This window comes from Kribbella sp. NPDC050470, from assembly GCF_044458365.1.
Lineage (GTDB): Bacteria > Actinomycetota > Actinomycetes > Propionibacteriales > Kribbellaceae > Kribbella.
The window spans coordinates 1-25,254 of the sequence record NZ_JBITHV010000012.1 but is presented as its reverse complement, the minus strand read 5'-3'; the positions used below and the strand labels follow the sequence as shown (position 1 = coordinate 25,254).

The following is a 25,254-nucleotide window of genomic DNA, read 5'->3' as shown; positions in this document are numbered from 1 at the left end:
CCGCCCGTCGACCCAGCACGCCGGCCGGTCAGAGCTTGTAGTCTTCCAGTAGCCGGCGGCCGATGATCATCCGCTGGATGTCGGCCGTGCCCTCGCCGATCAGCAGCATCGGCGCCTCCCGGTAGAGCCGCTCGATCTCGTACTCCTTCGAGAACCCGTACCCGCCGTGGATCCGGAACGAGTCCTCCACCACCTGGGCGCAGTACTCGCTGGCCAGGTATTTCGCCACCCCGGCCTCGAAGTCGTTGCGGGAGCCGGCGTCCTTCTTCCGGGCCGCCTTCACCATCAGCTCGTGCGCGGCCTCGACCTTCACCGCCATGTCGGCCAGCCGGAACAGCACCGCCTGGTGCTCGGCGATCTTCTTGCCGAACGTCTCCCGCTGCTGCGCATACGCGATGCCCAGCTCGAACGCGCGCCGGGCCACCCCGCAGCCGCGGGCGGCCACGTTCACCCGGCCGACCTCGACACCGTCCATCATCTGGTAGAAGCCCTTGCCCGGGACGCCGCCGAGGATCTGGCCGGCGTCGATCCGGTAGCCGTCGAAGACCAGCTCGGTGGTGTCGACGCCCTTGTAGCCCATCTTCTCGATCTTGCCCGGCACGCTGAGGCCCTTGTCCACCTCACCGAACCCAGGCTCCTTCTCGACCAGGAACGTCGTCATGTTCTTGTAGACCGAGTCCGCACCCTCGTCGGTCTTCACCAGTACGGCGACCAGGTTCGACGAGCCGCCGTTGGTCAGCCACATCTTCTGGCCGTTGATCGTGTAGGCCTCGCCGTCGCGCACGGCCTTGGTCTTGATCGCGGACACGTCCGACCCGCAGCCGGGCTCGGACATCGAGAACGCGCCGCGCACCTCGCCGGTGGCCATCCGCGGCAGGTACTTCTGCTTCTGCTCGTCGGTGCCGTGCTGGAGCAGCATGTACGCGACGATGAAGTGCGTGTTGATGATGCCGGACACGCTCATCCAGCCGCGCGCGATCTCCTCCACGCACAGCGCGTAGGTGAGCAGCGACTCGCCCAGGCCGCCGTACTCCTCCGGGATCATCAGCCCGAACAGGCCCAGTTCCTTGAGGCCCTCGACGATCTCGGTCGGGTACTCGTCGCGGTGCTCGAGCTCGGTGGCGACCGGGAGGATCTCCGACTCGACGAACGCGCGGACCGTCTTCAGGATCTCCTCCTGGATGTCGGTCAGCCCGTCGGTCTGCTGCAACCTGCTCATCGTCGGCTCCTTCGGTCCGGTGGACGCCTTACCCGCGAGTATCGCGGTTCTCAGCATCCCGGCACGAGGCCGACACCCGCTGTGACACCGGCCACCTGCCGAAGGTCGCGTGGCTCACTCGTCGCCGCGATCGCCGTCTCCACCGTCGCCGTCGGGGCGCGGCAGGCTCTGGCCGACCACCTGGAACAGTGCGGCGATCTGCGGCGTGGCCTGCCAGCGCTGCCGCTGCTGCGCCTCGTACAGGCGCTGCCGGGCCTCGTAGAACTTCTTGGCCGCCTGCTCGGTGTTCCCGTTGTCCAGCGCCTCGGCGGCCTGGTCGAGGTCGTTCGCGGCCTCTCGCGGCGCCCTGGTCCGACTGCCCTCCTGCGTCGCCCGCACCTGCGCGGCCAGCGTCCGCAGCGTCTGCACCAGCGCCGCTCGCGGGTTCTGCGGCGTCTCCTTCGGCTTCGGCTTGGCGGACGGCGTCTTCGACGGCGTCTTGGACGGTGTGGGCTTCGCTGTGGTCTTCGGGGCGTTGGTCGCCTTCACAGCCGGCGCTGACGGCGTACCACCGGCCGCGGCGGGCGGGTTGGTGCTCACGCTCTCGCGCAGCATCAGCCCACCGATGACAGCGGCCAGTACGACGGCCATCGCCACGAGCACCTTGGCGTACGGGATCCCCTTGCTCGGCGCGCGGTGGGTCGCAGTCGCAGGTTGCTCCGGCTCCTCCTCCCACGTGCCGACGTCGAGGACGTCGTTGGTGGGGAGCAGCGGCAGCACCTGCGTGTTCGGGGCTTCGGTCAGCAGGGCGGTCACGTCGGCAACCGAGGACGGGCGGTCCTCGGGGTCCTTCGCCAGGAGTTGCAGGACCAGATTGGCCAGCGCGGGCTCCACGTCGGCCCGGGTGATGGGCTGCGGGGCCGCGTCCAGGTGCTGCCGCATCACCGACTCCACGTCGGGTCCGGTGAAGGGCGGCGTACCGGCCAGGAGCTCGTAGAGGACGCAGCCGAAGGCGTACCAGTCGCTGGCCGGGGTGGCTGGCCGGCCACGGACCTGCTCCGGTGACACGTACGACGCCGTACCCAGGAGGACTCCGACTCCGGTGTTCTCCGCGCCGACGCCCTTCGCGATGCCGAAGTCGGTCATCTTGAGCGTGCCGTCCGCGGCGAGCATCAGGTTGCCGGGCTTCACGTCCCGGTGCACGATGCCGGCTCCGTGGGCCGCGTCGAGGGCCCGTGCGCCCTGGACGGCGATGTCGGCGACCAGCTTGCCGCTCGGCAGGCCGGAGGTGCGCATCAGCTGCGACAGGTCCGGGCCGGACACCAGCTCCATCACCAGGAACACGTGATCGCCTGCGGCGCCGACGTCGTACGTCGCGACGACGTTCGGGTGCATCAGGCGCGCGGCTGCCTGCGCCTCGGCGCGGAACCGCTCGACCGCGTCCATCGGGTCGCCCTCGAGCCGCCGGAGCAGCTTGACCGCGACCTGCCGGGCGAGCACGGTGTCCTCGGCCTGCCACACCTCACCCGCGCCGCCCCTGCCCAGCAGGGTCAGCAACCGGTAACGCCCTGCCAGTACCTCGCCGTTCACACACAACACCTTCCGCAGCGGACCGCAACACCTTAGGCGGGGCATGCGTTGAAGGGCGAGTTCTGGCCGGAAACCTTCATCAACCTCTGCAGAGAGCGATCGGAGTACTACGGTGAGCAGCATGAAGCGATCGATTACCGCCCTGATCGCGGCCGCCCTGGTCGCGACGACGCTCACCACCACGACCGCCGGCACAGCCGCTGCCGCACCGGCGAGACCCCCGAAGCCGGTGGTCAAGTGCGAGTTCACCCCGACGCCGGAGAACCCGGCCGCCAAACCGGTCCGGATCCCGTCGCCGGTCGCCCGCGCGAAGGGCACGGTGGACGTGTTCTTCGTGACCAACTACGGGCCGTTCGTGGTCCGGATGGACCGGTCGAACGCGCCGTGCGGGGTGCACAACTTCGTGCACCTGGTGAAGAGCCGGTTCTACGACCTCACCCAGTGCTTCCGGCTGACCAACTCCGCGCGCCTCGGGGTGCTGCAGTGCGGCGACATCTACCGGCAGGAGGAAGGCGGGCCGGGATACAAGTTCCCCGACGAGGTCACCGGCCAGGAGACCTACCCGCGCGGCACCGTTGCCTACGGCAACCAGGGACCGGGGACCAACGGCAGTGAGTTCTTCGTCGTCCACTCGCACGCCAACATCGCCCCGAACTACACCGTCCTCGGCCAGGTCGTCTTCGGCATGTCCACCTTCGACCGCATGGTCGCCGCCGGCATCGCCGACCCCGACCAGGACGGCCCACCCGCCAAGCCCATCCACATCTACAAAGTCTGGTCCCGCTAGGGGAGGGTAATTCCGGCCCCCACGGCGCTAGCTTGAGGTCGTGGGCACACGCGGCCGGCCGAGGCATCCCGACGTACTGACTCCTGCCGAGTGGCAGGTCGTCGACATGGTGCGGCACGGGATGCCGAACCGGGAGATCGCCCGGCGGCGCGGAGTCAGCGTCGACGCGGTGAAGTTCCACGTCGCGAACGCGTTGCTGAAGCTCGGCCTGGAGCGCCGGGCCGAGCTTCGGACCTGGCGTGGTGTGCCCGCGGACAGTGCTCTGCGACGACAGGGAGGCCCGGCGATGGCGGTGCAGCTTGGAGCGATCGGGCAGATCGCCCGGCCAGTACGCGACATTCAGGTCGCGGTCGAGTTCTACGGAAAGGTGCTCGGACTTCCGCATCTCTACACGTTCGGGGACCTGGCGTTCTTCGACTGTGGCGGGACCCGGTTGTTCCTGAGCGCCTCCGACGAGCCTGCGGGGGCGTCGTGCCTGTACTTCCAGGTGGAGGACATCCGGGTGGCGTACGACGAGTTGCGCGGGCGGGGCGTGGAGTTCGAGAACGCGCCGCACCTGATCCACAAGCACGACAACGGGGTCGAGGAATGGATGGCGTTCTTCCCCGACCCCGATGGTCAGCTGCTCGCGATCATGGCGCAGGTCGCGCCCGGCTAGTCGGCCGGCTGCCAGATGTCGGTGCGGGTCATGCCGGCGGCGCGGCCCTTGGCGGAGATGACCAGGGCCATCTTGCGGGAGGCCTCGTCGATCATCTCGTCGCCGAGCATCACCGCGCCGCGGGCGCCGCCGGCCGCGGAGGTGTAGTGGTCGTAGGCGTCCAGGATGTTCTCGGCGTGGTCGTAGTCGTCCTGGCGCGGCGAGTACACCTCGTTCGCGGCGGCGATCTGGTCCGGGTGCAGCACCCACTTGCCGTCGAACCCGAGCGCGGCCGACCGGCCGGCCACCCGGCGGAACCCGTCGACGTCCTTGATCTGCAGGTACGGTCCGTCGATCGCCTGCTTCCCGTGCGCCCGCGCGGCCATCAGGATCTGCATCAGGATGTAGTGGTAGGCGTCGCCGACGTCGTACCCGGGCGGCTGCTCGCCGACGACCAGCGACTTCATGTTGATCGACGCCATGAAGTCGGCCGGGCCGAAGATGATCGTCTCCACCCGCGGCGACGCCTGCGCGATCGCGTTCACGTTGGTCAGGCCGAGCGCGTTCTCGATCTGCGCCTCGATCCCGATCCGGCCCGGCTCCAGGCCGTGCACCTTCTCCAGTTGGGTGAGCAGCAGGTCGAGCGCGACCACCTGCTCGGCGGTCTGCACCTTCGGCAGCATGATGCAGTCCAGGTTCGCGCCGGCTCCGCCGACCACCTCGATCACGTCGGCGTACGTCCACTCGGTGGTCCAGTCGTTCACCCGGACGACCCGCAGCTTGGTCCCCCAGCCGCCCTCGTTCAGCGCGGCGACGATGTTCTTGCGCGCGTCCACCTTGGCGATCGGCGCGACCGAGTCCTCCAGGTCGAGGAACACCTGGTCGGCGTCCAGCCCCTTCGCCTTGGCCAGGAACCGCGGGTTCGACCCCGGAGTCGCCAGACAAGACCGCCTGCTGCGTAGGACCTGCTCCGCCATCACCGCGTCCTCTCCTCGGGTTACCCGCCGGTCACCGCAGCGTACGACGAACCCCCCGACCCCTCGGTGACCCCGCTCACTTCCCGCCCCAGTGTGTCCCGATTCACCACCTTGAGAAGCCACCGACCATTTCGGCGCCGCGAAAACGGTCGGTGGCTTCTCAAGGTCATCGCGGGCTGAGGTGTACCCGTTGGTGGGCTTGCCCGTCGTGAACGTCCACTCGACTCCACAAAGCGTGCCCAGCGCTGCGGCTTGAACGGCGCCGGGTAGCTCGCCTCTCCGGCGTGATCGATCGCGTCGCCGCGTGCACGAGCGGCTGGGCGCCGAAGATGTCGGTACGGCGTCCGGGCCGCGTCAGCACGTCTTCGCGGCTCTGCAGCCAGCCGTTGCGGTGGAAGGCGTTCATGTCGGCGGGTGCGTCGTACATGATGCTCACTCCGCGAGTGCGCAGTACGCCGTCCTGCATCGGGCCGACGTACTCCGTGAGGGTACCTGGGGCTCGCATGGTCAGCTTCACCGAGCCGAGGCTGCGGGCGGGCTTCATCGCCGCACCCCAGCTCAGGCTGAGCTCGCCCGGCGCATCGGCGTGGTGGCGGCTGTCGAACTGGTAGAGGTCTCGAGAGCTGACGGACTTCTGGAGTTGGGCGGGGATGCGGCCTTCGACCGGGTACGACAGCGAGTAGACGTACGGGACCCGTACGAGTCGGTCGTGTCCGGTCCGCCGACCAATGCACCGGACAGCCCGGCGCTCTGCCGGCTCGTCGAGCTCAGCCTGGTGACTCCGATCGACACCGAGCCGCCGAAGTACGTCGTACTGCCGCCGGACACTGCACTCGACGTGCTGGCACGTCGACGCGAGCGGGAGCTGGCGGGTGCCCGCCGGAAGATGGTGGAGCTGACGTGTGGTTCCACGGCAGTACGGCGCGCCGCGAGGCGCTGTCCTGATGGAGGTGCTGCACGGCGAGCAGGAGATCGTCCAGGGCATGACCAGCTTGTTGCTCAGCGCCCGTAGGGAGGTGTGCGGCTGGGACGCCCCGCCGTACCGGGACGACCCCAACCAGGTGAACGCCCGGTCGGCTCGCCGCATTGATCCAGGGGATCGCCGACGGCGAGCAGGCGCGGGTCCGCGACGTACCACTCAAGCTGGTCGTCAGCGGCACGCCTCGGCTTGAGCGAGCGGACGGTCCGGACGCGCATCGACGGAATGCGGCACCGGCTGAACGCGGACACTCGCTTCCAGGCCTGGACGGCTGCTACGTCGCAGTCGCCCCGGACATCGCGCTGGAGGTGCTGCTGCTCGACCAAGAGCGGTTGCGGGACGCGCGTGCACGTGTGGATCAATTGGCCGAGGAGTTCCGGCACCACACCGCGCTGACTGCCGGAGCGTCTACGAGAGCGCCGTACTCGATGCTTCTGGCAACGAGGCTGCTCGGGTGCTGCCGTCCTTGCCGCTCCAGCTGCACCTGGCGGACGACGCCTATGCCGAGCTGTTCGAGCAGCTGTGGGAGCGTGCGCTGCCGGTGGAGTCGAGCGACCACGAGACTCTGGTCGCGCGCAGGCCGCCATCCGGGAGCTGGGTGTGACACCCTTGGAGCCGTGACCATCGAGGACGCTGCTGCCGAGATCGCCGGTGTCATGAAGAAGGCCGGCCTCGTCTGGCTGTCCTGGAACGGCGGCCGGCCCGCACCGGCCTGGTTCTCCACAGTCGACGGGCAGTTCGTCGTACTGGCCGATGCTGCCGACAGCGCCGAGCAGCCACTCCCCGGACTGGCCACGGCGGGTACGGCGGAAGTCGTCGTACCGGCCAAGCCCGCCACCAACCGGCTGGCGAGCTGGACGGCGACAGTACGGCGGCTGGAGCCCGGCAGCGACGAGTGGACCGCAGCAGCCTTGGTGCTGCGGACCGAGCGGCTGAACGCGGCCGAGCTGGACACCCAACTGGAGCGCTGGAAGACCGAGGCCGACCTGCTCGTCCTGGAGCCCACCGGTCAGATCACCGAGCGAACAGGCCAGTACGACGACCGCCCGCGGGCCGAGGCGCCCATCGGAACGCCGGCGACCACCAGGGGCAAGCCACCGGTCACCCTGCACCGCGGCATCCGCCGCCGCCCGCGCCTGAGCTGAGAGTGTACGTTCGGGGGTTAGCCTTCGAACATGAGTGGCTCGCAGGCGTCGCGCGTTTACGTGGCCCGGCTGGCTGGTCTTCCGGTGTTCGCACCGAACGGGGACCAGGTCGGCAAGGTCCGCGACGTCGTCGTGATGCTGCGGCAGGGCACCCAGCCGCCGCGGGTGCTGGGCCTGGTCGTGGAGGTGTTCACCCGGCGGCGCATCTTCCTGCCGATGACCCGGGTGACCTCGATCGACGTCGGCCACGTGATCATCACCGGCCTGGTGAACATGCGTCGCTTCGAACAGCGGCCGACCGAGGTGCTGGTGCTCGGCGAGATGCTGGACCGCACTGTCACCATCCGCGAGTCCGGTGCGACCGCAGTGGTGTTCGACATGGCCATGGAGCAGTGGCGGACGCGTGACTGGGTGCTGTCCAAGGTGGCGGTCCGGGAGGGCGCCAAGCGGTTCCGGCGGCGCGGTCAGTCCCATGTGCTCGACTGGATCGACGTGAGCGGCTTCGCCCAGAGCGAGGAAGGTCAGGGCGCGACCCACATCCTGGCCGCGTTCGAATCGATGAAGGCGGCCGACCTGGCCGGCGTGCTGCAGGACCTGTCCCCGAAGCGGCGCAAGGAGATCGCCGCAGCGCTGAACGACGAGCGGCTGGCCGACGTCCTGGAGGAGCTGCCCGAGGACGACCAGGTCGAGATCCTCGCCGCCCTGGACACCGAGCGCGCCGCGGACGTGCTCGAGGAGATGTCCCCGGACGACGCGGCCGACCTGATCGCCGAGCTGCCTACCGACACGGCCGAGCGACTGCTGACGCTGATGGAGCCGGACGAGGCCGAGGACGTACGGCGCCTACTGACCTACGAGGAGCGCACAGCCGGCGGACTGATGACGTCGGAGCCGGTGATCCTGCCGGCCGACGCGACCGTGGCGGACGCACTGGCCCAGGTGCGCAACGCGGAGCTCAGCCCGGCGCTGGCCGCGATGGTCTACGTCTGCCGCCCACCGCTGGAGACCCCCACCGGGCGGTTCATCGGGGTCGGCCACATCCAGCGGCTGCTGCGCGAACCGCCGTCCGAGCTGGTGTCCGCCGCACTGGACACCGACCTCGACGGACTGCGGCCGGACGACAGCCTGCACGTGGTCAGCAAGTACCTCGCCACCTACAACCTGGTGGCCGCGCCGGTGCTCGACGACGAGGGCCGGCTGCTCGGAGCGGTGACTGTGGACGACGTCCTCGACCACCTGCTCCCCGAAGACTGGCGCGAATCGGAACAGCAGGAGGTGGACCGCCATGCCCCGTGACGACCGCAGCACCGACGACCGCCGATTGCTCCGTAGCAGCGCCCGGCTGGACGTGCCCCGCGACCTGCGCCGCACCTTCGTGCTGCGGCCGACGTACGACGCGGACGCGTTCGGGCGGCTGTCCGAGCGGATCGCCCGCTTCCTCGGCACCGGCCAGTTCCTGGTCTACATGACCGGCACGATCCTGTTCTGGGTCGGCTGGAACATCTTCGCGCCGCACCAGCTGCGGTTCGACGAGTACCCGTTCATCTTCCTCACCCTGGCGCTCAGCCTGCAGGCGTCGTACGCCGCTCCGCTCATCCTGCTCGCGCAGAACCGGCAGGAGGCGCGCGACCGGGTGCAGTACGAGCGCGACCGCGACGTCGACGCCCGGGCCCGCGCGGACATGGAGTTCCTGGCCCGCGAGATGGCCGCGCTGCGGATGGCCGTCGGCGAGGTCGCCACCCGCGACTACCTGCGCTCCGAACTGCGCTCGCTGCTGGCCGACCTGGACGTCAATCGCCGCGAGGACGACCGGGTCTGACTTTCCGCGTCGAGCTAGCCTGGCTCACAGGTGAGGAGGACGTGGGAAATGAAGACTCGATTCGCGCCTGATCGTGGGCTGTCCCGCCGGATGCTGGTGACCAGTTTCCTGCTCGGCCTGCTGTACGTCGGCTTCGTCGCGCTGCTGATCGCCCTGACGAAGAGCGCTGTGCTGGCCATCGTGATTGCGGGCGGCGCGCTGTTCGCGCAGTACTGGTTCTCGGACCGGATCGCCCTGTACGCGATGCGCGGGCGGATCGTCACTCCGGAGGAGGCGCCGCAACTGCACGGCGCGATCGACCGGCTGTGCGCGCTGGCCGACATGCCGAAGCCGCGGGTCGCGATCGCCGACGTCGATTTCCCGAACGCGTTCGCCACCGGGCGGAACCCGAAGAGCGCCGTCGTCTGCATGACCACCGGGATCATGCGCCGGCTCGACGCCGACGAGCTCGAGGGTGTGTTGTCACACGAGCTCTCCCATGTCGCCCACCGCGACGTCGCGGTGATGACGATCGCGTCGTTCCTGGGCGTACTCGCCGGCCTGATCACTCGCTTCGGTCTGTACGGCGGGCTGAGCCGCAACCGCGACCAGAACGCCACCGTGGTCGTGCTGACCGTCATCTTGGTGTCGGTCGCCGTCTACGCGATCTCGTTCCTGCTGACGCGGGCGCTGTCGCGGTACCGCGAGCTCGCCGCGGACCGGGCCGGGGCGATGCTCACCGGGAGGCCGTCGGCGTTGGCCTCGGCGCTGACCAAGATCAGCGGGGACATCGCCCGGATACCGTCGCGCGACCTGCGGCAGGCGGAGGCGTTCAACGCGTTCTTCTTCGCGCCGGCGATCTCGGGCAAGGGAGCGAGCCTGTCGTCGCTGTTCTCGACGCACCCGGCCCTGGAGACGCGGCTCGACCGGCTCGGCGTGCTGTCCCGCGAGCTGGGCGAGCAGGCTTAGAGCAGGATTGGGTTCATGGGTCTTCTCGACATCCTGCTCGGCCGGAGCAAAGCCGTCCCGCCGAACCTCGACCAGCTCTTCTCGCTGCCCTCGGCCGCGATCACCCTGGACACCGCGGCCGGGTACAAGCCGACCGGCAGCGGGTCGGTCTGCTTCAAGGCCGCGGAGGGCGGCGGGTTCTCGGCGCTGCGCGAGGAGGTCGACAAGCTGCTCGCCCTGGACAACGGCAAGTTCACCAGCCAGACCGACTCCTACGGCTTCACCTGGCTGGTCCGGGACACTTCCCCGGACAACCTCGAGGGGCTCGTCACCGACCTGCACGCGGTCAACACCTCGCTGGTCGACGCGGGCTTCGGGTCGGCGCTGCTGTGCACGCTGGTCGCGTTCACCAACGGCAGCAAGTCGCTGGGGCTCGTCTACCTGTACAAGCGTGGCTCGTGGTACCCGTTCGTCCCGGTCGGCGCCGACCGCCGCGACAACGCCACCGAGCTCCAGATCAAGTCGGTCGTCGGCAGCGATCTACGCTTCGAGGCCGACCTGGCCCGCTGGTTCCCGGTCTACGGGGCGCCCGGTCTGTAGAAGTTAGGGTTGCCTTCCCGGACCTACGTCACACGGACCGTGGTCGGCGGGCTTCGGGCGAGCACGTAGCCTTGGGGTATGGCTCCTACTGCTGATCAGGTGACCACGGCGCTCGGTGGTGTGCTGGATCCGGAGATCAAGAAGCCGATCACGGACCTCGGCATGGTCGAGTCGGTCGTCGTCCGTGACGACGGCGTGGTCGCCGTACGGATCCTGCTGACCGTCGCGGGCTGTCCGATGAAGGACACGCTGCGGCGCGACACCACGGCCGCGATCACCAAGCTCGACGGCGTCACCGGGGTCGAGGTCGACCTCGGCGTGATGTCGGCCGAGCAGCGCGCCGCCCTGCAGACGCAGTTGCGCGGCGGCGTGGCGGAGAAGGAGATCCCGTTCTCCCGGCCGGACTCGCTGACCAAGGTGTTCGCGATCGCCTCCGGCAAGGGCGGCGTCGGCAAGTCGTCGGTGACGGTCAACCTCGCGGTCGCGATGGCCCGGCAGGGGTTGTCGGTCGGCGTCCTGGACGCGGACATCTACGGGCACTCGGTGCCGGCCATGTTCGGCGTCGCCGACCAGCGGCCGACCGCGGTGGACGACATGATCATGCCGGTGCCCTCGCACGGCGTGAAGGTGATCTCGATCGGCATGCTGAAGCCGAAGCGCGACCAGGTGGTCGCCTGGCGCGGCCCGATCCTGGACCGCGCGCTGGTGCAGATGCTGGCGGACGTGTACTGGGGCGACCTCGACGTCCTGCTGCTCGACCTGCCGCCGGGCACCGGTGACATCGCGATCTCGGTCGGCCAGCGGCTGACCAGCGCGGAGGTCATCGTGGTGACGACACCGCAGGAGGCCGCCGCCGAGGTGGCCGAGCGGGCCGGCACGATGGCGCAGATGGTGCACCAGCGGGTTGCCGGGGTGATCGAGAACATGTCGTTCCTGCCCTGCCCGCACTGCGGCCCCGAGCACCGGATCGAGATCTTCGGCACCGGCGGCGGCACCCGGGTCGCCGAGACCCTGAGTGCCCGCCTGGGCTACCCGATCCCGCTGCTCGGCGAGATCCCGCTCGAGGAGCGCCTGCGCAGCGGCGGCGACCTGGGCAACCCGCTCACCGAAGCCGCCCCCGACACCCCCGCCGCCCAGGTCCTCGACCAGATCGCCGCCAAGCTGGGCGGCCGCCCCCGCGGCCTGCTCGGCCGCCAGCTCGGCCTCTCCCCCGTCGGCCGCTGACACTCGGCCGCTGAGACTCGGCCGCTGAGACTCGGCCGCTGAGACTCGGCCGCTGACGCTCGCCGCGTCAGCGGTGGTCGCGGAAGAACGTCCGGATGTCGTCGACCAGCACGTCCGGGACCTCCATGGCCGGGAAGTGGCCGCCGGCGTCGTACTCGTTCCACGAGGTGTAGGCGCCGTACGGGTCGACGTCGCGGCGGACTGACATGTCGGCGGCGAAGACCGCCACCCCGGTCGGCGGCAACTGCGGGGCTTCCCAGCCGCCGTTCGACGGCTCTCCCGACTTGGTGACGAACTCGCGGTAGGCCTGCATCCCCTCGTACACCGAGTGCGCCGTCGACGCCCCGACCTGGTTGAACCAGTAGATGCTCACGTTCGTCAGCAGTTGGTCGAGGTCGACCGCGTCCTCGGGCAATTCGCGCTCGGGGTCCGTCCACTCCTTGAACTTCTCGATGATCCAGGCGAGCTGGGCGACCGGCGAGTCGGTGAGTCCGTACGCCAGCGTCTGCGGGCGGGTCGCCTGGATGGACAGGTAGCCGACACCGTCCTCGCGCCACGCGTTGAACCGCTCGGCGCGCTCGCGCTGGGATCCCTCGAGCCCGTCCAGCGACAGCTCGGGGCCGAACGGGAACGGCGCCGGTCCGTTGATGTGCGCGGCGATCACGCGACCCGCCGCGATCATGCCGAGCATCCCGACGACCCCGGAGCCGACGTCGGTGCCCTGCGCGAGGAAGCGCTCGTACCCGAGCCGCGTCATGACCTCGGCGAACGCCCCGGCGACGCGGAACAGGTTGCCCCAGCCGGCTTCGGTGACGGGCGAGAAGCCGTACCCGGGAATCGACGGCAGCACCAGGTGGACGGCGTCCTCGGCCTTGCCGCCGTGCGCGACCGGATCGGTCAGCGGGCCGATGACCCGGAGGAACTCAGTGTACGAGCTCGGCCAGCCGTGCACCATCAGCATCGGCCGGGCGGTCGGCTCCTTCGACTGGACGTGGGCGAAGTGGATCGACTGGCCGTCGACCTCGGTCACGAACTGCGGCAACTCGTTCAGCCGGGCCTCGGCCTTGCGCCAGTCGTAGGTGTTCTGCCAGTACTCCGCGATCCGCTGCAGGTAGCTGGTCGGGACACCGCGGCTCCAGCCGAGGCCGGGGAGCTCGCGGGGCCACCGGGTGTTCGCGAGCCGCGCGCGGAGGTCGTCGAGCTCGGCCTGCGGTACGTCGATGCGGAACGGGCGGATCCGGCTGTCAACTGCTGTGTTCGTCGTCATGCCCACAACTCTAGGAACCAATGCGGAAAGGATCGTTCCGCGTTTGAAACTATCCTGGAGAAATGCTGGAAACCTCGGCACGACTGCTGCGGCTGCTCTCCTTGTTGCAGGCGCACCAGCACTGGACCGGCCCGGAGTTGGCCACGCGGCTTGGCGTGACGACGCGGACCGTGCGCAACGACGTCGAACGACTGCGGTCACTCGGATACCCGGTGGAGGCGTCTCCCGGCGTCGCGGGCGGCTACAGGCTCGGCGCCGGCGCCGCGCTGCCGCCGTTGCTGCTCGACGACGAGGAGGCCGTGGCGGTCGCGGTCGGACTCCGTACGGCGGCGGGCGGCTCGGTCGCCGGCATCGAGGAGACCTCGGTCCGGGCGCTGGCGAAGCTGGAGCAGGTGCTGCCGTCACGGCTGCGGCACCGGGTCAGCACCCTGCACAGCTACACGGTGCAGGTCCCAGGGTCGGGACCAGTGGTGGATCCGTCGGTGCTCACGACCCTGACCACGGTCTGCCGCGACCATGAGCGGCTCCGGTTCGACTACGCCTCGCACGCGGGTACGGCGTCAGTCCGGACCGTGGAGCCGTACCGGCTCGCGCACCTGCGTGGCCGGTGGTACCTGGTCGCGTTCGACCTGGACCGTGCGGACTGGCGGACGTTCCGCGTGGACCGGCTGACGCCGAGGATCCCGACCGGCCCGCGCTTCGAGCCGCGGGACCTGCCGGCCGAGGGCGTCGCGTCGTACGTCGATCAAAAGGTGTCGACGGCGATGTGGGAGTTCCGGGCCCGGATCCGGCTGTTCGCTCCGCTGGCCGTCGTCGCGGCCCGGCTGCCCGCGACCGCGGGCGTGCTGACCGAGATCGACGAGTCCTCGTGCTACCTCGACGCCGGCTCCGACGACCCCGGCATGCTGCTGCGCTACCTGAGCATGCTCGACCTGGACTTCTCCGTCGCCGAGGCTCCCGAACTGGCTGACGAGGTGCGCAAGCTGGCAGCCCGCTACGCCCGCGCCTTGGAGTGAGACAGGGTCAGGTGGACTCGGGGTCGAACGGCGCGCGCTGCCCGGCCGGGAGGCGCTGGGGAGCGTCGGAGAAGTCCGGGTTGCTGACCGGCTTGTCGTCGTCGTACTCGTCGGTGCCCTCGAGCAGGTGCTTGCGGACGAAGTTGCGCGGGTTCAGGTCCTGCAGCTCCAGGTCGGCGAACTCCGGGCCGAGCTCGTTGCGCAGGTCGTTCTGCGCGTTGGTGACCATCTGGCGCACCTGGCGCAGCAACCGGCCGGCCGTCCGGGCGAACTCCGGCAGCCGATCCGGGCCGAAGACGAGCACGGCGACGATCGCGATCACCACCAGCTCGAGTGGCCCGATGCCGAACATGTCCCCACCTCTCTGCAGGTCGTCTGCGACGGCGACCAGCGTAGCCGCACCCTGGTGACACCGCCTGCCGGGTCAACCGATTCCGGACAACCCCAACAAAATCAACCGGTCTGCTGCCCGAGCGTGACCGTCACCGAGCGCGCCTTGCCGCCGCGCTCGTACACCAGCCGGACGCTCTCCCCCGGCTGGTGCGTCCGGATCGCCACGATCAGCTCCTCGGCGCTGGCCACCGCCAGGTTGTTGATCGAGGTGATCACGTCACCGACCCGCAGCCCGGCCCGCAACGCCGGCGACGCGGGCTCGACCCGGCTCACCCGCGCGCCACCCTCGAACTGCATGTCGACCTGCGCCCCGATCACCGGGTACGACGCCTTGCCGGTCGCGATCAGCTGTTGCGCCGTCCGCCGGGCCTGGTCGATCGGGATCGCGAACCCGAGCCCGATGTTGCCGCTCTGCTCGCTGGTGCCGGGGACCGTCGCGATCGCGGAGTTGACCCCGATCACGCGCGCGTTCATGTCGACCAGCGGGCCGCCGGAGTTGCCCGGGTTGATCGCCGCGTCGGTCTGCAGCGCACTGATGAACGAGGTCTCACCGGACTCGTCGCCGGTCGTGACCGGCCGGTTCTTGGCCGAGATGATGCCCGAGGTGACCGTGCCGGCCAGGCCGAGCGGCGATCCGATCGCGACCACGTCCTGCCCGACGACGGCCAGGTCGGAGCGGCCGAACTGCACCGACGGCGCGTCCAGGCCGCTGACCTGGACGACGGCCAGGTCGTAGACCGGGGAACGCCCGACCAGCCGCGCGGTCAGCGCCTTGCCCTTCTGGCCGAGCACCTGGATCGATCCACCCGAGGCCGCGGACGCGACGACGTGGTTGTTGGTCAGGATGTGGCCGGCGTTGTCGATGACGAAGCCGGAGCCGGTCGCGTTGGTGTTGTCGGCGCCCTCGACCTTGAGCTGGACGACGCTCGGCAGCAGCGTCGAGGCGACCGCGGAGACCGAGCCGCTGCGGATCTTCGGGTCCGCGCCGGTGCCGACCGGCGGTCCGGGCTGCTCGGCGACCGGGTTGTTGTTGTCGATCGCGACGACGGTCGCGGCCGCGCCGGCGCCGGCGACGATGCCGATGATGAGCGCCACGGCGGCCGCGATGGCGATGATCCGGTTGCCCTTCTGCGGCGGCTCCGGCGTGTAGGCGCGGGCCTGCTGGTTGTGCCAGTCCGGCGGCGGGGGCGGCGTGTACGACGGCTGGTACGTGGGCCGCTGCGTCGGCCAGGCCTGGCCCGGGTACACCGGCCGGAAGTTCGGCTCCTGCGACTGCGGCCGCCCGAAACTGCGCTGCGTCACCGACCGCTGGTTGGTGGTCGGCCCGTTCGACTGCCGGTACGCCGCATCGACACCAGGCGACGGCAGTGGGGCGGCGCCATCCACGGCAGGCGGCTTGAGCGCCGACAGCGGCGTCGTGGCGTCGGGCGAGCTGGGCGGCGTGGTCGGCGGCGTGGTGGGCGGCGTGGTGGGCGGGGCCGCCGGGGTCTGGAAGGCGGCAGGGGACTCGGCCGGGAGGATGCGGGTCGGATCCGCGCTCGGAGTCGGAACTGTCGGCTCGGCGTCGTCGCTGGTCACGGTGCCCCGCCTCACGTCGTGGTCGTGGTCGTCGGTCGGCGGCCACCGCCCGGGTCTCGGGAGCGACTACCGGATTCGATTATCCCAGCTTCCCCGAAAGCGCACCCATCGGAGTGAGCCACGTCGCGATTTTCGCCAGCCCGGCGCCCATCCGCTGGACCGCGGTGAGCTTGACCGGCACGTCGTGCGGGAACGAGCGGACCACCTGCCCGAGCATCTCCGGCGGCAGGTCCCCGATCAGCGTGTAGACGATCCCACCGGACGACCAGACGACGTACGACGGCATTCCGTAGCGCAGGTAGACGCCCGGGGTCTCGGTGGTGCTGAACCCGGCGACCGCGGCCGGGTCGAGCGCCCCGCGCTGCTCGAACAGCGAGACGTTGAACAGGCCGTCGGAGTACGAGAACTGCAGCGACCCGTTGGTGGTGTCCTGGTGGACGTCGTACAGCTTGAGCGAGGCGGGCAGCTCCGGTGCACACACCCAGCCCTCCGAGCGCAGCCCGTCGACCTTGCCGAGGCCCAGTGACTCGACCCCGCTCGGCGCCATCGGCGGCAGGTGCCCGAGGAACTCCGACTCCTCGATCTCGAGCTCGGTGAACACCGTGGCCCGGACCATCGTCTTACCGTCCACGGTGAACAGCTGCCGCTGCAGCAGCAGTCCGGTCGCCTTGTCGATCCAGAACCGCGCAGCCAACGTCTGGTCGTCCCGCAGCGCCTCCACCAGGACTGCAGCCCGCCCGATGGTGTCCGTGCAGCACTTGTAGACGAGCTGGTACGTCGCCCTGAGCAGCGTCAGCGGCCCACCGTCGACTGCGGCGCCTGCGTTCGTCGCACGCTGCACGAAAGCCTTGGCTCCCGGTGACGACGAGGAGCCGACCACGCTGATCTCCGAGCCCTGCGAGGCCGCGTGGACGATGTCCAGCATCGCCGAACTCGCGCCCCGCGGTCCCCAGGAGGTGATGATCTGCGTGCCGTGGTACGAGACCGTGTTCGGCGCTGCGGCGGCGCGTGCCAGCCAGCTGATCGCGAGCGGCGAGTCCTCACGCGACGAGGTGGGTGGGGCAGCGACGGCGGGTGCGGGCAGGCCGAAGCCGATCAGTGCGGTGCTGACCAGTACGGCGAGCCGGGAGAGGCTCACAGCTCAGCGTCCTGTCAGGGCCACCGGCTGCAGCGTCGGGCTCAGCCCTGCATACCCAGCCCCGTTGTAGGAGTTCAGCAGCGCGACCGGGTCGGCGAACGGCGCTCCGCCCGACGTGGTCGCATGGTCGGACGAGAAGCTCGCTACGGGCGGCTGCAGCGTCGGCGGCTGCTCCTCCCGGGACGGGTCGCCGACGATGAACGCCGTACCGAGCAGCGAGGCGACGGCGGCTGCAGAGCCGGCAGCGCCGAGCACGCCGGTACGGCGACGGGAGCGCGTCGTCCGAGGTGCACCGGGGCGGCTGGCGCCCGTGCGGCCGGCCGGGAAGGCGGAGCGCTGCGGGAAGAGCGACATGGCCGGCGTCAGCACCGGCCGGACTTCCTCGCGCGGCTCCGGCGAGAACGACGAGACGCCCATCAGGCGCTGCATCAGGTCGGTGGACGGATCCGGGGTCTCCAGAGCCGCCATCCGGGCCTTGAGGCGGCGCTGGGCGTCCACCTCGGCACGGCAGGTGTCGCAGCCCACCAGGTGGCTCAGGACCCGATCTCGCGAGTCGTGGTCGAGCGCGCCGTCGACGACCGCGCTGAGCTTGTCCAGGGGGTGCTGCAGAGTCACCGGAACTCACCTCCGGCGCCGAAGGCTCCGTCCGCGGGCGGACCGCCGACCCGGGTCTGGCCGGACCGCGGCGCCCGGTGCTCGAGGTGCTTGCGCAGCATCGAGCGGCCCCGGTGGATCCGGCTGCGGACCGTGCCGAGCTTCACGTCCAGCACGTCGGCGATCTCGTCATACGTCATGCCCTCGATGTCGCACAGCACCACGGCGGCCCGGAAGTCCTCCGGCAGCGCGTCCAGCGCGCCCTGCACGTCGTGGTCGAACTGGTCGGAGTCCAGCTTCTCGGCCGGGCCCTCGCCCTTGGCCGGCAGCCGGTCGTGCGCGTCCTCGGGCAGCCCGTCGAACCGGATCCGCTGCTTGCGCCGGGCGCCGTCCAGGAACAGGTTCGTGGTGATCCGGTACAGCCAGCCCTCGAAGGTGCCCGGGGTGTACGACGACAGCGAGCGGAAGACCCGGACGAAGACCTCCTGGGTCAGGTCCTCGGCGTCGTGCTTGTTGCCGGTCAGCCGGTACGCGAGCCGGTAGACCCGGGCGGAGTGCGTCCGGACGATCTCGTCCCAGGACGGCAACGCGTCCGGGACCGGCTGCAGCGCAGGCGCCACAGAGGTGTCGGCCGGCTTCACCGCAACGCCTCCCTGGGTCCTCTCGGCAATGAGCGTGAAGGCCATGGTGCCGCGGTCACCGTCCTCTGCGCACGTCGGGAACACCCGGGTTCGACCCTGAGTTTCTGGTACGACGGCTCAACGCGGCGCTCCGGCCGGAAGTTCCCGGCCGGTGCCCTCCGAAGACCGGACGCCATGGCAGCCACTTTTGTTGCAGCCCTACTTCTCCTCGATCACCGCGATCGGGTCGCCGTCCCGGACGACCTCACCCTCGGCGACCTTCAGCTCGGTGATGGTGCCGGCCACCTCGGCCAGCACCGGGATCTCCATCTTCATCGACTCCAGGATGACCAGGGTGTCCTCCGGTCCCACCGTGTCTCCTGCCTTGGCGGTGACCTTCAGCACATTCGCGACCAGCTCCGCCACCACGGTGTGACTCAACTCGCGCTCCTCAGTCCCGGATGTCTGCCTCGATCCTAGGCGCTGGGATTTCCGGCCTTGCGGGCCCGGTACGACGCGACCCGCGTGCGGCTCGCGCAGGTCGGCGAGCAGAACCGCCGCGGCCTGCGCTCGGCTGCGTTCACGTAGACCCGCTCACAGTCGACGGCAGCGCACGTGCCGATGGCGTCGAACCCGTGCGCGGCCGCGAAACTCGCCAGCCCGAGCGCAGTGGTCGCCGCCAGCCAGTCACCCCACGTAGCGCCCGGCTTGGCCACGTGCAGGTGCCACGGCGACCCGTCGTGGTCGGACAGATACGGCCGTACGGCGTACTCCTCGAGCAACCCGTTGAGCACGGCCGCAGCATCCCGGGCCTCGGCGTGGAAGACGGGGCGGATCCGCTCCCGGACGTTCCGCACCTCGGCCAGGTCGCCCTCGTCCAGCGTGATCGGCTCGGACTCGCCGTGCTCGAGCAGGAACGTCCGGACGTCCCCAGGGGCGTTCAGCTCCTCGGGGTCAAGGGTCCGGGTGTTGACCAGGTCCACCGCCAGCCGGACCGCCCGGTCCGGTGCCTGAAGCTCCACGCCACTCCTCTCGTAACGTATTTGATAGCGTAACGCGTAACAGCCAGCTCCGCGTTACAGGAGGACTGCGTGCCCAGTTACTACCTGGCGGCGACCCTAGCCAGGTTGGCCGACGAGATGGTGGCGTTCACGCTCGTCCTGCTGGTGCTGGAGCGGACTGACAGCCCGGCTCTGGCAGGTATCACTGGAGCGGCCTACGCACTGCCGGCCGTCGTCACTGGGCCGCTACTCGGTGCTTGGCTCGACCGAACGCCGTACCGGCGGAGTGCGCTGGCGCTCAATCAGGCTGTGCTCGGCGTGGTGATGCTCAGCTTGCTGGCTGTGGTCGGGCACAGCGCGCACTGGATGACTCCGGCCCTCGCAGCCGTCGCCGGGGCCACGCTGCCCATGGTGAGCGGCGGCTTCACCAGCATGCTGCCCAGCCTGGTCCCTGCGGACCGGCTGGCCCGGGCAAACTCCCTGGAGGCAGCCAGCTTCGGCGCTGCCACGATCACGGGTCCTGCAGCGGCGGCCACGATCGCGTCCGTGGTGTCTGTCGAGGCTGCGACGCTGGTCATCGTCGTCGCGACGGCGCTCAGCATCCCGGCAATCACCCGACTGCCCGCGCTGCCGCCCACAGAGGCCGCGGCTGAGCCTTTCCTGCCATCGGTTGTCGGCGGGCTGACCCACTTGTTCCGGACGCCTCGGCTGCGCGCGTCCACAGTGACCACCACGCTGGTCCTGGGCGCCTCCGGCCTCCTGCTGATCACGCTGCCGCTGCACATGGCAGCGGTCGGCATGCCGAAGTCCGCGGCCGGTTACCTCTGGACCGCGTTGGAGATCGGTGGCGTCATCACCGCACTCCTGCTCGGCCGCCTGCAGACCCGCTGGCGGCCCGAGTACGTCGTCATCGTTGCCGCAGCCGCCTCCGGCCTGGTGATGACCACGTGGCCGCTGGCGACCAGCTTCGCCGTACTGCTGCTGCTTGCTGCTCTGGCCGGGCTGGCCGAGGGACCGATGCTGCCGGCGATGTTCGCCGCTCGGCAGCAGTACAGCCCGGACGCGTTGCAGGGACGCGTGAGCACCACAGCCGCCAGCCTCCGCGTCGGGACCTCAGCACTGGGCCAGGTCAGCGCCGGCCTGCTCGTTCCCCTCATCGGCACACACAAAGCCTTGTTCGTCATCGCCCTGACCGTCATGGCCGCCGCGGCTCTCGGCCGCCTCTCGATGAAAGCTCCCGCTCATGCACACACCGCTTGACGCCTGGGTCCATGGCTGGGCCGTCTGCCGTAACACGCCAACCCCTGTCGCATTCCGAGGCGGCTACCGCATCGATGTCGGCCAACCCGGCCACAACGTGCGCTACGTGCTGCCGATGTACGACCCCGAACTGGCTGGCGCGAAGCACCAGCCGGACACCTGGCTGAAGGTCTGCGGCACTGTCGCACTGGATCCGCCCTGGCAGGTGCAGCCGCCGGAGTACCTGATGACGACCGAACTGGCTGGGTCGGCGGAGCGCCTGGACGGCTCGTACCGGCTGGACACTGCACTGCAGGGCAGCGTGATCCAGGTCGTCGTGCGAGCCGAGGACGACTCAGTGGCTGCTCGCGGGAAGGCGGGGCTCGCCGGTGGTTGCGCTGTGTTCGACCAGATCGAGACCGACCCGCAGCACCGGCGGCGTGGGCTCGGTCGGGCTGTGATGGGCGCACTGTCGACCGCAGCCCAGTACGCCGGTGCGACGACCGGCGTACTGGTGGCGACCGAGGACGGGCGGGCGCTCTACTCCGCGCTGGGCTGGACGCTCAGCTCGCCCATGACCGCTGCGGTCAGTCGAGGATTACGGACCGGCTCAGGCTGCGGGGCTGATCCGGGTTGAGGCCCAGGGCGAGGGACTTGGCGACAGCGACCCGCTGGGCGATCACCAGGGACGCCATCGGGTCGAGGTCGGCGTGGTGGACGATCGTGGCTCCGGTGGCGGTGACGTCCTGGAGCAGGCCGGCCGGCGACTCGCCGAAGATCCACACGCCGCGGCCGGGCTGGGCGATGGCGATCGGGCCGTGCCGGTAGTCCATCGCCGGGTAGGCCTCGGTCCACGCCGACGCGGCCTCCCGCTGCTTCAGCGCCGCCTCGTGCGCCAGACCGACGGTCCAGCGCGTGCCGACGTACGTGACCTGCGCCAGCTTCGCCAGCTCGTCCACGTCCACCGTCAGCGCGGTCTCCGCGTCGGCCGCGGCCTGCTGCAGGTCCTCCCCCAGCGACGCGCGCAGCAGCGCCAGAGTGGTCGTCGCGAACCGGGTCTGGACGACGGACTGCTCGTCGGCGAAGTCCAGCAGGATGGTGTGGTCGGCCAGGTCGACGATCGGCGAGCCCGCGGTCGCGGTGATCGCCACGGTCGGCAGGTCGGTGGCCCGGATCAGGTCCAGCACCTCGGTCGTCGTACCGGACCGGCTGATCACGACCACGACGTCGTACGCGCGTCCGGCCGGGAACTCCGAGCCGGCGAACGCGTCCGTCTCGCCCTGACCGCTGTCCTCGCGGAGCGCGGCGTACGCCATCGCCATGAACCACGACGTGCCGCAGCCCACCGCCGCAACCCGTCGACCGGGCTTGGGCAATGCGCCACCGTACTGCGCGAAACCGCCCGAGACCTGCCGCCAGAGGTCTGGCTGAGTGGCGATCTCAGTGCTCACATAAGGCGTCTTGGTCATGTCGTCTCCGCACTTGTCATGGTCGAAACTGCTCAAAACGTGATCGAATGGTCCAACCAGCCGCCATCCGGCTGACCGATTGTGTGAAGGAGGAGCCCCGGGTGAAGCGTTACGAACGCCTGAACACCTTGCTCGAGTCGCTCGCCGAGAAGGGCGCCATCGACGTCGACGAGCTCGCCGAGCAGTTGCACGTGTCCGCGGCGACGATCCGGCGCGACCTGGATCACCTGGGCAAACAGCAGCTCCTCACCCGGACCCGCGGCGGCGCGGTCGCGAACGCGGTGTCCTACGACCTGCCGCTGCGCTACAAGACTGCGCGTTTCGCGTCGGAGAAGCAGCGGATCGCGCAGGCGGCGGCCACCCTGGTCCGGCGCGGCATGGTGATCGGCATGAACGGCGGCACCACGATCTCCGAGGTGGCGCGCACGCTGGCGACCCGGCCGGAGCTGTCCGCCGAGCACGGCGAGCCCGCGTTCACCCTGGTCACCAACGCGCTGAACATCGCCAACGAGCTGATCGTCCGGCCGCACGTGAAGATGGTGCTCACCGGCGGCGTGGCCCGGCCGCAGTCCTACGAGATGATCGGCCCGCTGTCGCACCGGATCCTGTCCGACCTGTCGCTGGACATCGCGTTCATCGGCGTCGACGGGATCGACGAGACCGGCGCCACCGCCCACCACGAGGGCGAGGCGAACATCAACCAGCTGATCGTCAGCCGGGCCGCCAAGGTGGTCGTGGTCGCCGACTCCTCCAAGCTGGGCCAGCGCGCCTTCGCCCGGATCTGCGAGCTGAGCGAGATCGACACGCTCGTCACCGACGCCCAGGCCGACGACACCCAGCTGGCGATCTTCAAGGAAGCCGGCATCGACGTCATCCAGGCCTGAATCCAGGTTCAGCTCACACCACATCCCGCCGTACCTCCCCTCACTGGGCCGCGCATTGCCTGCTGCAGACGATCATATCTGATCCTTCGGTGCATCTTATGAGCAAGAGTGCGCAGTCCCAGCGTGGGAGACACGGAACCGGGACCTCGTGCCGCTAGGCTTCGGTCTCAGGATGACCAGCGCAGCCGCAGAACACCCCGCCGATCCTTGGGAGGGCACCATCGCCACCGGCATCGACCCGACGTCCTGGGCGTACGCCGAGGACTACACCGGTGAGGACGAAGTCGTCACCGGTGCGCGGGCGAGCGCCCAGGACAGCGGGATCGCCGCGATCGGGCCGGGCGCGGCCGCCGCGCTCAGCATGCTGGCCGCGAGCGTGGGCGCGAAGGCGGTCGTCGAGATCGGCACCGGCACCGGTGTGTCCGGGCTGGCGCTGCTGCGCGGCATGCGCACCGACGGCACCCTCACCACGGTCGACATCGACGCCGAGAACCAGCGGCTGGCCCGCAAGACGTTCCTGGACGCCGGCGTCCCGTCGAACCGGTTCCGCCTGATCGCCGGCGCCGGGCTGGACGTGGTCACCCGGCTCACCGACGGCCACTACGACCTGGTCTTCTGCGACGCCGACCGGCGGGAGAACACGGCGTACCTGCACGAGGCCCTCCGGCTGCTCCGCCCCGGCGGCGTCGTCGCCTTCGCCGGCGTCCTCACCGGCGGCCGCGTCGCCGACCCGGCCCACCGCGACCCCGACACCAACGCCCTGCGCGACCTGATCCGCGCCGTCCGCGACGACGACGACCTGGTCTCCGCCCTCCTCCCCACCTCCGAAGGCCTCCTCACCGCCGCCAAACGCCTCAGCTGAGAGCTCCAGAGCAACCACTCAGCGTAGCTACCAGGAGAAAAACCCGCCAAAGAAACCAACAAACATACTAAGATGAGCTTGGATTAGTATGTTTGTCGGTTTCTTTGGAGGATAGGTTGCGATCATTCGCCGACCTCGATCGCATCATCGGCCGCGTTCCGGCGGAGCTCGTCATGCGCCTCCGCTCGATCGACACCGGTCGCGGCAGCGAGGCACTGCACCGCCATCAGCTTCCGGCGCTGCTCACCGAGCTGGCGTATCGGGCCCGGATCCAGAGCATTACGGCATCATCGGCCATCGAAGGTGTCGTCGTACCTGATGCCCAGCGGGCCGAACGGATCATCGACGGCAAGGCCGGTGTGCTTCGCAACCGCAGCGAGCAGGAGCTTGCCGGCTACCGCAAGGCGCTCGACTATCTGTTCCAGGAGGACTGGCATCCACTGAACCTCGGCCTGCTGCTCCATCTGCACCGCCTGCTCTGGTCTGAGACGGCATACCCGGGCGGTCAGCTGAAGACCGACGACAACCTGGTCGTCGATCGGTCTCCCGACGGAAGCACCACGGTCCGCTTCGTCCCGGTGCCGGCGTCGAAGACCGACGCCTACCTGACCGACCTCATCGATCGCTACCTCGCCGCACAGCGCGAAGGTCGGCATCATCCGGTGCTCCTGGTCGGGTTGATGATCCTCGATCTCCTGGTCATCCATCCGTTCGCGGACGGCAACGGCCGGATCGCCCGCGCGCTGACCAACGCCTTGCTGAGCGACGCCGGCTACGAAGTCTGCCGCTGGGTCTCTCTCGAGCAACTCGTGGCGGACTCCGCCGATGCGTACTACGAAGCCCTGTTGCGGTCGACCCACGACTGGCACGAGGACGAGGCAGATCCCTGGCCGTGGCTGTCCTACTTCGTCTCGACCCTCGCGGACGCCTACCGAACGTTTGCGCACCGAGCGGCATCGGACCGTTCGAGCGGAACCAAGCAGGAACGAGTCAGGGATCATGTCCTCCGCCACGCTGCGCCGGTGTTCCGGCTCGCCGACGTCCGCACCGCCTTACCCGGTGTGAGCGATCAGACCATCCGCCTCGTGCTGGAGCAGCTCAAGTCCGAAGGAAATGTCAGCCCGGAGGGGACAGGCCGCGGGGCCGTCTGGCGTCGCATTCCTGACCTGGCCTGATCAGCTGCTGAGGTCGTGCCAGGGGCGGGGGTCGGATCTTAGCCTGGATCCACCGATGGTTTGAGGTGAGTTGGGTGGGGTGTGCGTGCCGTAACGCGAGGATGCCCTTGCGGGCTGGGAGATTGGGACTTGTCT

28 protein-coding genes are annotated in these 25,254 nt (G+C 69.7%); 15 read left to right on the top strand and 13 right to left on the bottom strand.

Annotated elements, in window-relative coordinates:
* Positions 1–28 precede the first annotated feature (28 nt).
* Both ACIBGM_RS33685 and ACIBGM_RS33680 read right to left on the bottom strand, forming a co-directional pair.
* Positions 29–1,219, bottom strand: coding sequence for an acyl-CoA dehydrogenase family protein (locus ACIBGM_RS33685; RefSeq protein WP_360523219.1), 1,191 nt, complete (start codon positions 1,217–1,219; stop codon positions 29–31).
* Positions 1,220–1,333: 114 nt separating this feature from the next.
* On the bottom strand, positions 1,334–2,788 hold the full coding sequence (locus tag ACIBGM_RS33680; RefSeq protein ID WP_396387832.1) for a protein kinase: 1,455 nt from the start codon (positions 2,786–2,788) through the stop codon (positions 1,334–1,336).
* Positions 2,789–2,909: 121 nt separating this feature from the next.
* Here ACIBGM_RS33680 and ACIBGM_RS33675 point away from each other — a divergent pair, with 121 nt between their 5' ends.
* Both ACIBGM_RS33675 and ACIBGM_RS33670 read left to right on the top strand, forming a co-directional pair.
* Positions 2,910–3,575, top strand: coding sequence for a peptidylprolyl isomerase (locus tag ACIBGM_RS33675; RefSeq protein ID WP_360523225.1), 666 nt, complete (start codon positions 2,910–2,912; stop codon positions 3,573–3,575).
* A 40-nt stretch (positions 3,576–3,615) separates the two neighbouring features.
* Complete coding sequence (locus ACIBGM_RS33670) at positions 3,616–4,233, top strand: VOC family protein (protein ID WP_360523228.1); 618 nt, start codon at positions 3,616–3,618, stop codon at positions 4,231–4,233.
* Here ACIBGM_RS33670 and ACIBGM_RS33665 read toward each other — a convergent pair.
* On the bottom strand, positions 4,230–5,189 hold the full coding sequence (locus ACIBGM_RS33665) for a CoA ester lyase (protein ID WP_360523231.1): 960 nt from the start codon (positions 5,187–5,189) through the stop codon (positions 4,230–4,232). The genes ACIBGM_RS33670 and ACIBGM_RS33665 overlap by 4 nt on opposite strands.
* A gap of 166 nt (positions 5,190–5,355) precedes the next feature.
* The gene (locus tag ACIBGM_RS33660) at positions 5,356–6,276 is read right to left on the bottom strand and encodes a hypothetical protein (protein ID WP_396387831.1); all 921 of its coding nucleotides are present in this window, start codon (positions 6,274–6,276) and stop codon (positions 5,356–5,358) included.
* A gap of 346 nt (positions 6,277–6,622) precedes the next feature.
* Here ACIBGM_RS33660 and ACIBGM_RS33655 point away from each other — a divergent pair, with 346 nt between their 5' ends.
* From ACIBGM_RS33655 to ACIBGM_RS33625, 7 genes are all read left to right on the top strand, one after another.
* The gene (locus ACIBGM_RS33655; RefSeq protein WP_396387830.1) at positions 6,623–6,772 is read left to right on the top strand and encodes a hypothetical protein; all 150 of its coding nucleotides are present in this window, start codon (positions 6,623–6,625) and stop codon (positions 6,770–6,772) included.
* Positions 6,773–6,785: 13 nt separating this feature from the next.
* Positions 6,786–7,313 carry a hypothetical protein gene (locus ACIBGM_RS33650; protein ID WP_396387829.1) on the top strand — a complete coding sequence of 176 codons (528 nt, stop codon included), beginning with the start codon at positions 6,786–6,788 and terminating at the stop codon, positions 7,311–7,313.
* Positions 7,314–7,343: 30 nt separating this feature from the next.
* Positions 7,344–8,609, top strand: a complete 1,266-nt coding sequence (locus ACIBGM_RS33645) for a magnesium transporter MgtE N-terminal domain-containing protein (RefSeq protein ID WP_396387828.1) — start codon at positions 7,344–7,346, stop codon at positions 8,607–8,609.
* Positions 8,599–9,132: a DUF1003 domain-containing protein gene (locus tag ACIBGM_RS33640; protein ID WP_360523252.1), complete on the top strand. Its 534-nt coding sequence runs from the start codon at positions 8,599–8,601 to the stop codon at positions 9,130–9,132. Before ACIBGM_RS33645 ends, ACIBGM_RS33640 begins: the two co-directional genes overlap by 11 nt.
* Before the next feature lie 48 nt (positions 9,133–9,180).
* Entirely contained in the window at positions 9,181–10,080 is a 900-nt protein-coding gene (gene htpX, locus ACIBGM_RS33635) for a zinc metalloprotease HtpX (RefSeq protein ID WP_396387827.1), read from the top strand.
* Between the two features lie 15 nt (positions 10,081–10,095).
* A complete protein-coding gene (locus ACIBGM_RS33630; RefSeq protein WP_360523258.1) occupies positions 10,096–10,659 on the top strand; it encodes a hypothetical protein in 564 nt (187 codons plus the stop codon).
* A 78-nt stretch (positions 10,660–10,737) separates the two neighbouring features.
* Entirely contained in the window at positions 10,738–11,883 is a 1,146-nt protein-coding gene (locus ACIBGM_RS33625) for an Mrp/NBP35 family ATP-binding protein (protein WP_360523261.1), read from the top strand.
* A gap of 67 nt (positions 11,884–11,950) precedes the next feature.
* Here the strand turns inward: ACIBGM_RS33625 and ACIBGM_RS33620 are convergent, their stop codons facing one another.
* Positions 11,951–13,150 (bottom strand): epoxide hydrolase family protein, encoded by a 1,200-nt coding sequence (locus ACIBGM_RS33620; protein WP_396387826.1) that lies wholly within the window; start codon positions 13,148–13,150, stop codon positions 11,951–11,953.
* A 62-nt stretch (positions 13,151–13,212) separates the two neighbouring features.
* Here ACIBGM_RS33620 and ACIBGM_RS33615 point away from each other — a divergent pair, with 62 nt between their 5' ends.
* Entirely contained in the window at positions 13,213–14,166 is a 954-nt protein-coding gene (locus ACIBGM_RS33615; protein ID WP_396387825.1) for a helix-turn-helix transcriptional regulator, read from the top strand.
* Positions 14,167–14,173: 7 nt separating this feature from the next.
* On the opposite strand, the gene ACIBGM_RS33610 is transcribed toward ACIBGM_RS33615, so the two are convergent.
* The 7 genes from ACIBGM_RS33610 to ACIBGM_RS33580 all read right to left on the bottom strand — a co-directional run bounded on the left by ACIBGM_RS33610 (position 14,174) and on the right by ACIBGM_RS33580 (position 19,511).
* On the bottom strand, positions 14,174–14,518 hold the full coding sequence (locus tag ACIBGM_RS33610; RefSeq protein WP_360523270.1) for a sec-independent translocase: 345 nt from the start codon (positions 14,516–14,518) through the stop codon (positions 14,174–14,176).
* Between the two features lie 101 nt (positions 14,519–14,619).
* Positions 14,620–16,152: a S1C family serine protease gene (locus ACIBGM_RS33605; RefSeq protein ID WP_396387824.1), complete on the bottom strand. Its 1,533-nt coding sequence runs from the start codon at positions 16,150–16,152 to the stop codon at positions 14,620–14,622.
* 64 nt (positions 16,153–16,216) lie between these two features.
* Positions 16,217–17,275 carry a sigma-E factor regulatory protein RseB domain-containing protein gene (locus ACIBGM_RS33600; protein ID WP_360523276.1) on the bottom strand — a complete coding sequence of 353 codons (1,059 nt, stop codon included), beginning with the start codon at positions 17,273–17,275 and terminating at the stop codon, positions 16,217–16,219.
* 3 nt (positions 17,276–17,278) lie between these two features.
* Positions 17,279–17,890 (bottom strand): zf-HC2 domain-containing protein, encoded by a 612-nt coding sequence (locus ACIBGM_RS33595; protein WP_360523279.1) that lies wholly within the window; start codon positions 17,888–17,890, stop codon positions 17,279–17,281.
* Positions 17,887–18,555 (bottom strand): RNA polymerase sigma factor SigE, encoded by a 669-nt coding sequence (gene sigE, locus ACIBGM_RS33590; protein ID WP_360523282.1) that lies wholly within the window; start codon positions 18,553–18,555, stop codon positions 17,887–17,889. The genes ACIBGM_RS33595 and sigE overlap by 4 nt, the downstream gene beginning before the upstream one ends.
* 153 nt (positions 18,556–18,708) lie before the next feature.
* Positions 18,709–18,930 carry a biotin/lipoyl-binding carrier protein gene (locus ACIBGM_RS33585; protein WP_360523285.1) on the bottom strand — a complete coding sequence of 74 codons (222 nt, stop codon included), beginning with the start codon at positions 18,928–18,930 and terminating at the stop codon, positions 18,709–18,711.
* A gap of 35 nt (positions 18,931–18,965) precedes the next feature.
* Entirely contained in the window at positions 18,966–19,511 is a 546-nt protein-coding gene (locus tag ACIBGM_RS33580; RefSeq protein ID WP_360523288.1) for a CGNR zinc finger domain-containing protein, read from the bottom strand.
* Between the two features lie 69 nt (positions 19,512–19,580).
* Here ACIBGM_RS33580 and ACIBGM_RS33575 point away from each other — a divergent pair, with 69 nt between their 5' ends.
* Both ACIBGM_RS33575 and ACIBGM_RS33570 read left to right on the top strand, forming a co-directional pair.
* On the top strand, positions 19,581–20,750 hold the full coding sequence (locus ACIBGM_RS33575) for an MFS transporter (RefSeq protein ID WP_396387823.1): 1,170 nt from the start codon (positions 19,581–19,583) through the stop codon (positions 20,748–20,750).
* Positions 20,734–21,366 (top strand): GNAT family N-acetyltransferase, encoded by a 633-nt coding sequence (locus ACIBGM_RS33570; protein ID WP_396387822.1) that lies wholly within the window; start codon positions 20,734–20,736, stop codon positions 21,364–21,366. The genes ACIBGM_RS33575 and ACIBGM_RS33570 overlap by 17 nt, the downstream gene beginning before the upstream one ends.
* On the opposite strand, the gene ACIBGM_RS33565 is transcribed toward ACIBGM_RS33570, so the two are convergent.
* Positions 21,317–22,198, bottom strand: coding sequence for an SIS domain-containing protein (locus ACIBGM_RS33565; protein WP_396387821.1), 882 nt, complete (start codon positions 22,196–22,198; stop codon positions 21,317–21,319). The genes ACIBGM_RS33570 and ACIBGM_RS33565 overlap by 50 nt on opposite strands.
* Positions 22,199–22,299: 101 nt before the next feature.
* Between ACIBGM_RS33565 and ACIBGM_RS33560 the strand changes: the two genes are divergently transcribed.
* The 3 genes from ACIBGM_RS33560 (at position 22,300) to ACIBGM_RS33550 (ending at position 25,119) form a co-directional block, all read left to right on the top strand.
* A complete protein-coding gene (locus tag ACIBGM_RS33560) occupies positions 22,300–23,082 on the top strand; it encodes a DeoR/GlpR family DNA-binding transcription regulator (protein WP_360523300.1) in 783 nt (260 codons plus the stop codon).
* Between the two features lie 172 nt (positions 23,083–23,254).
* Complete coding sequence (locus tag ACIBGM_RS33555; protein WP_396387820.1) at positions 23,255–23,944, top strand: O-methyltransferase; 690 nt, start codon at positions 23,255–23,257, stop codon at positions 23,942–23,944.
* 116 nt (positions 23,945–24,060) lie between these two features.
* On the top strand, positions 24,061–25,119 hold the full coding sequence (locus tag ACIBGM_RS33550; RefSeq protein ID WP_396387819.1) for a Fic family protein: 1,059 nt from the start codon (positions 24,061–24,063) through the stop codon (positions 25,117–25,119).
* Positions 25,120–25,254: the final 135 nt, after the last annotated feature.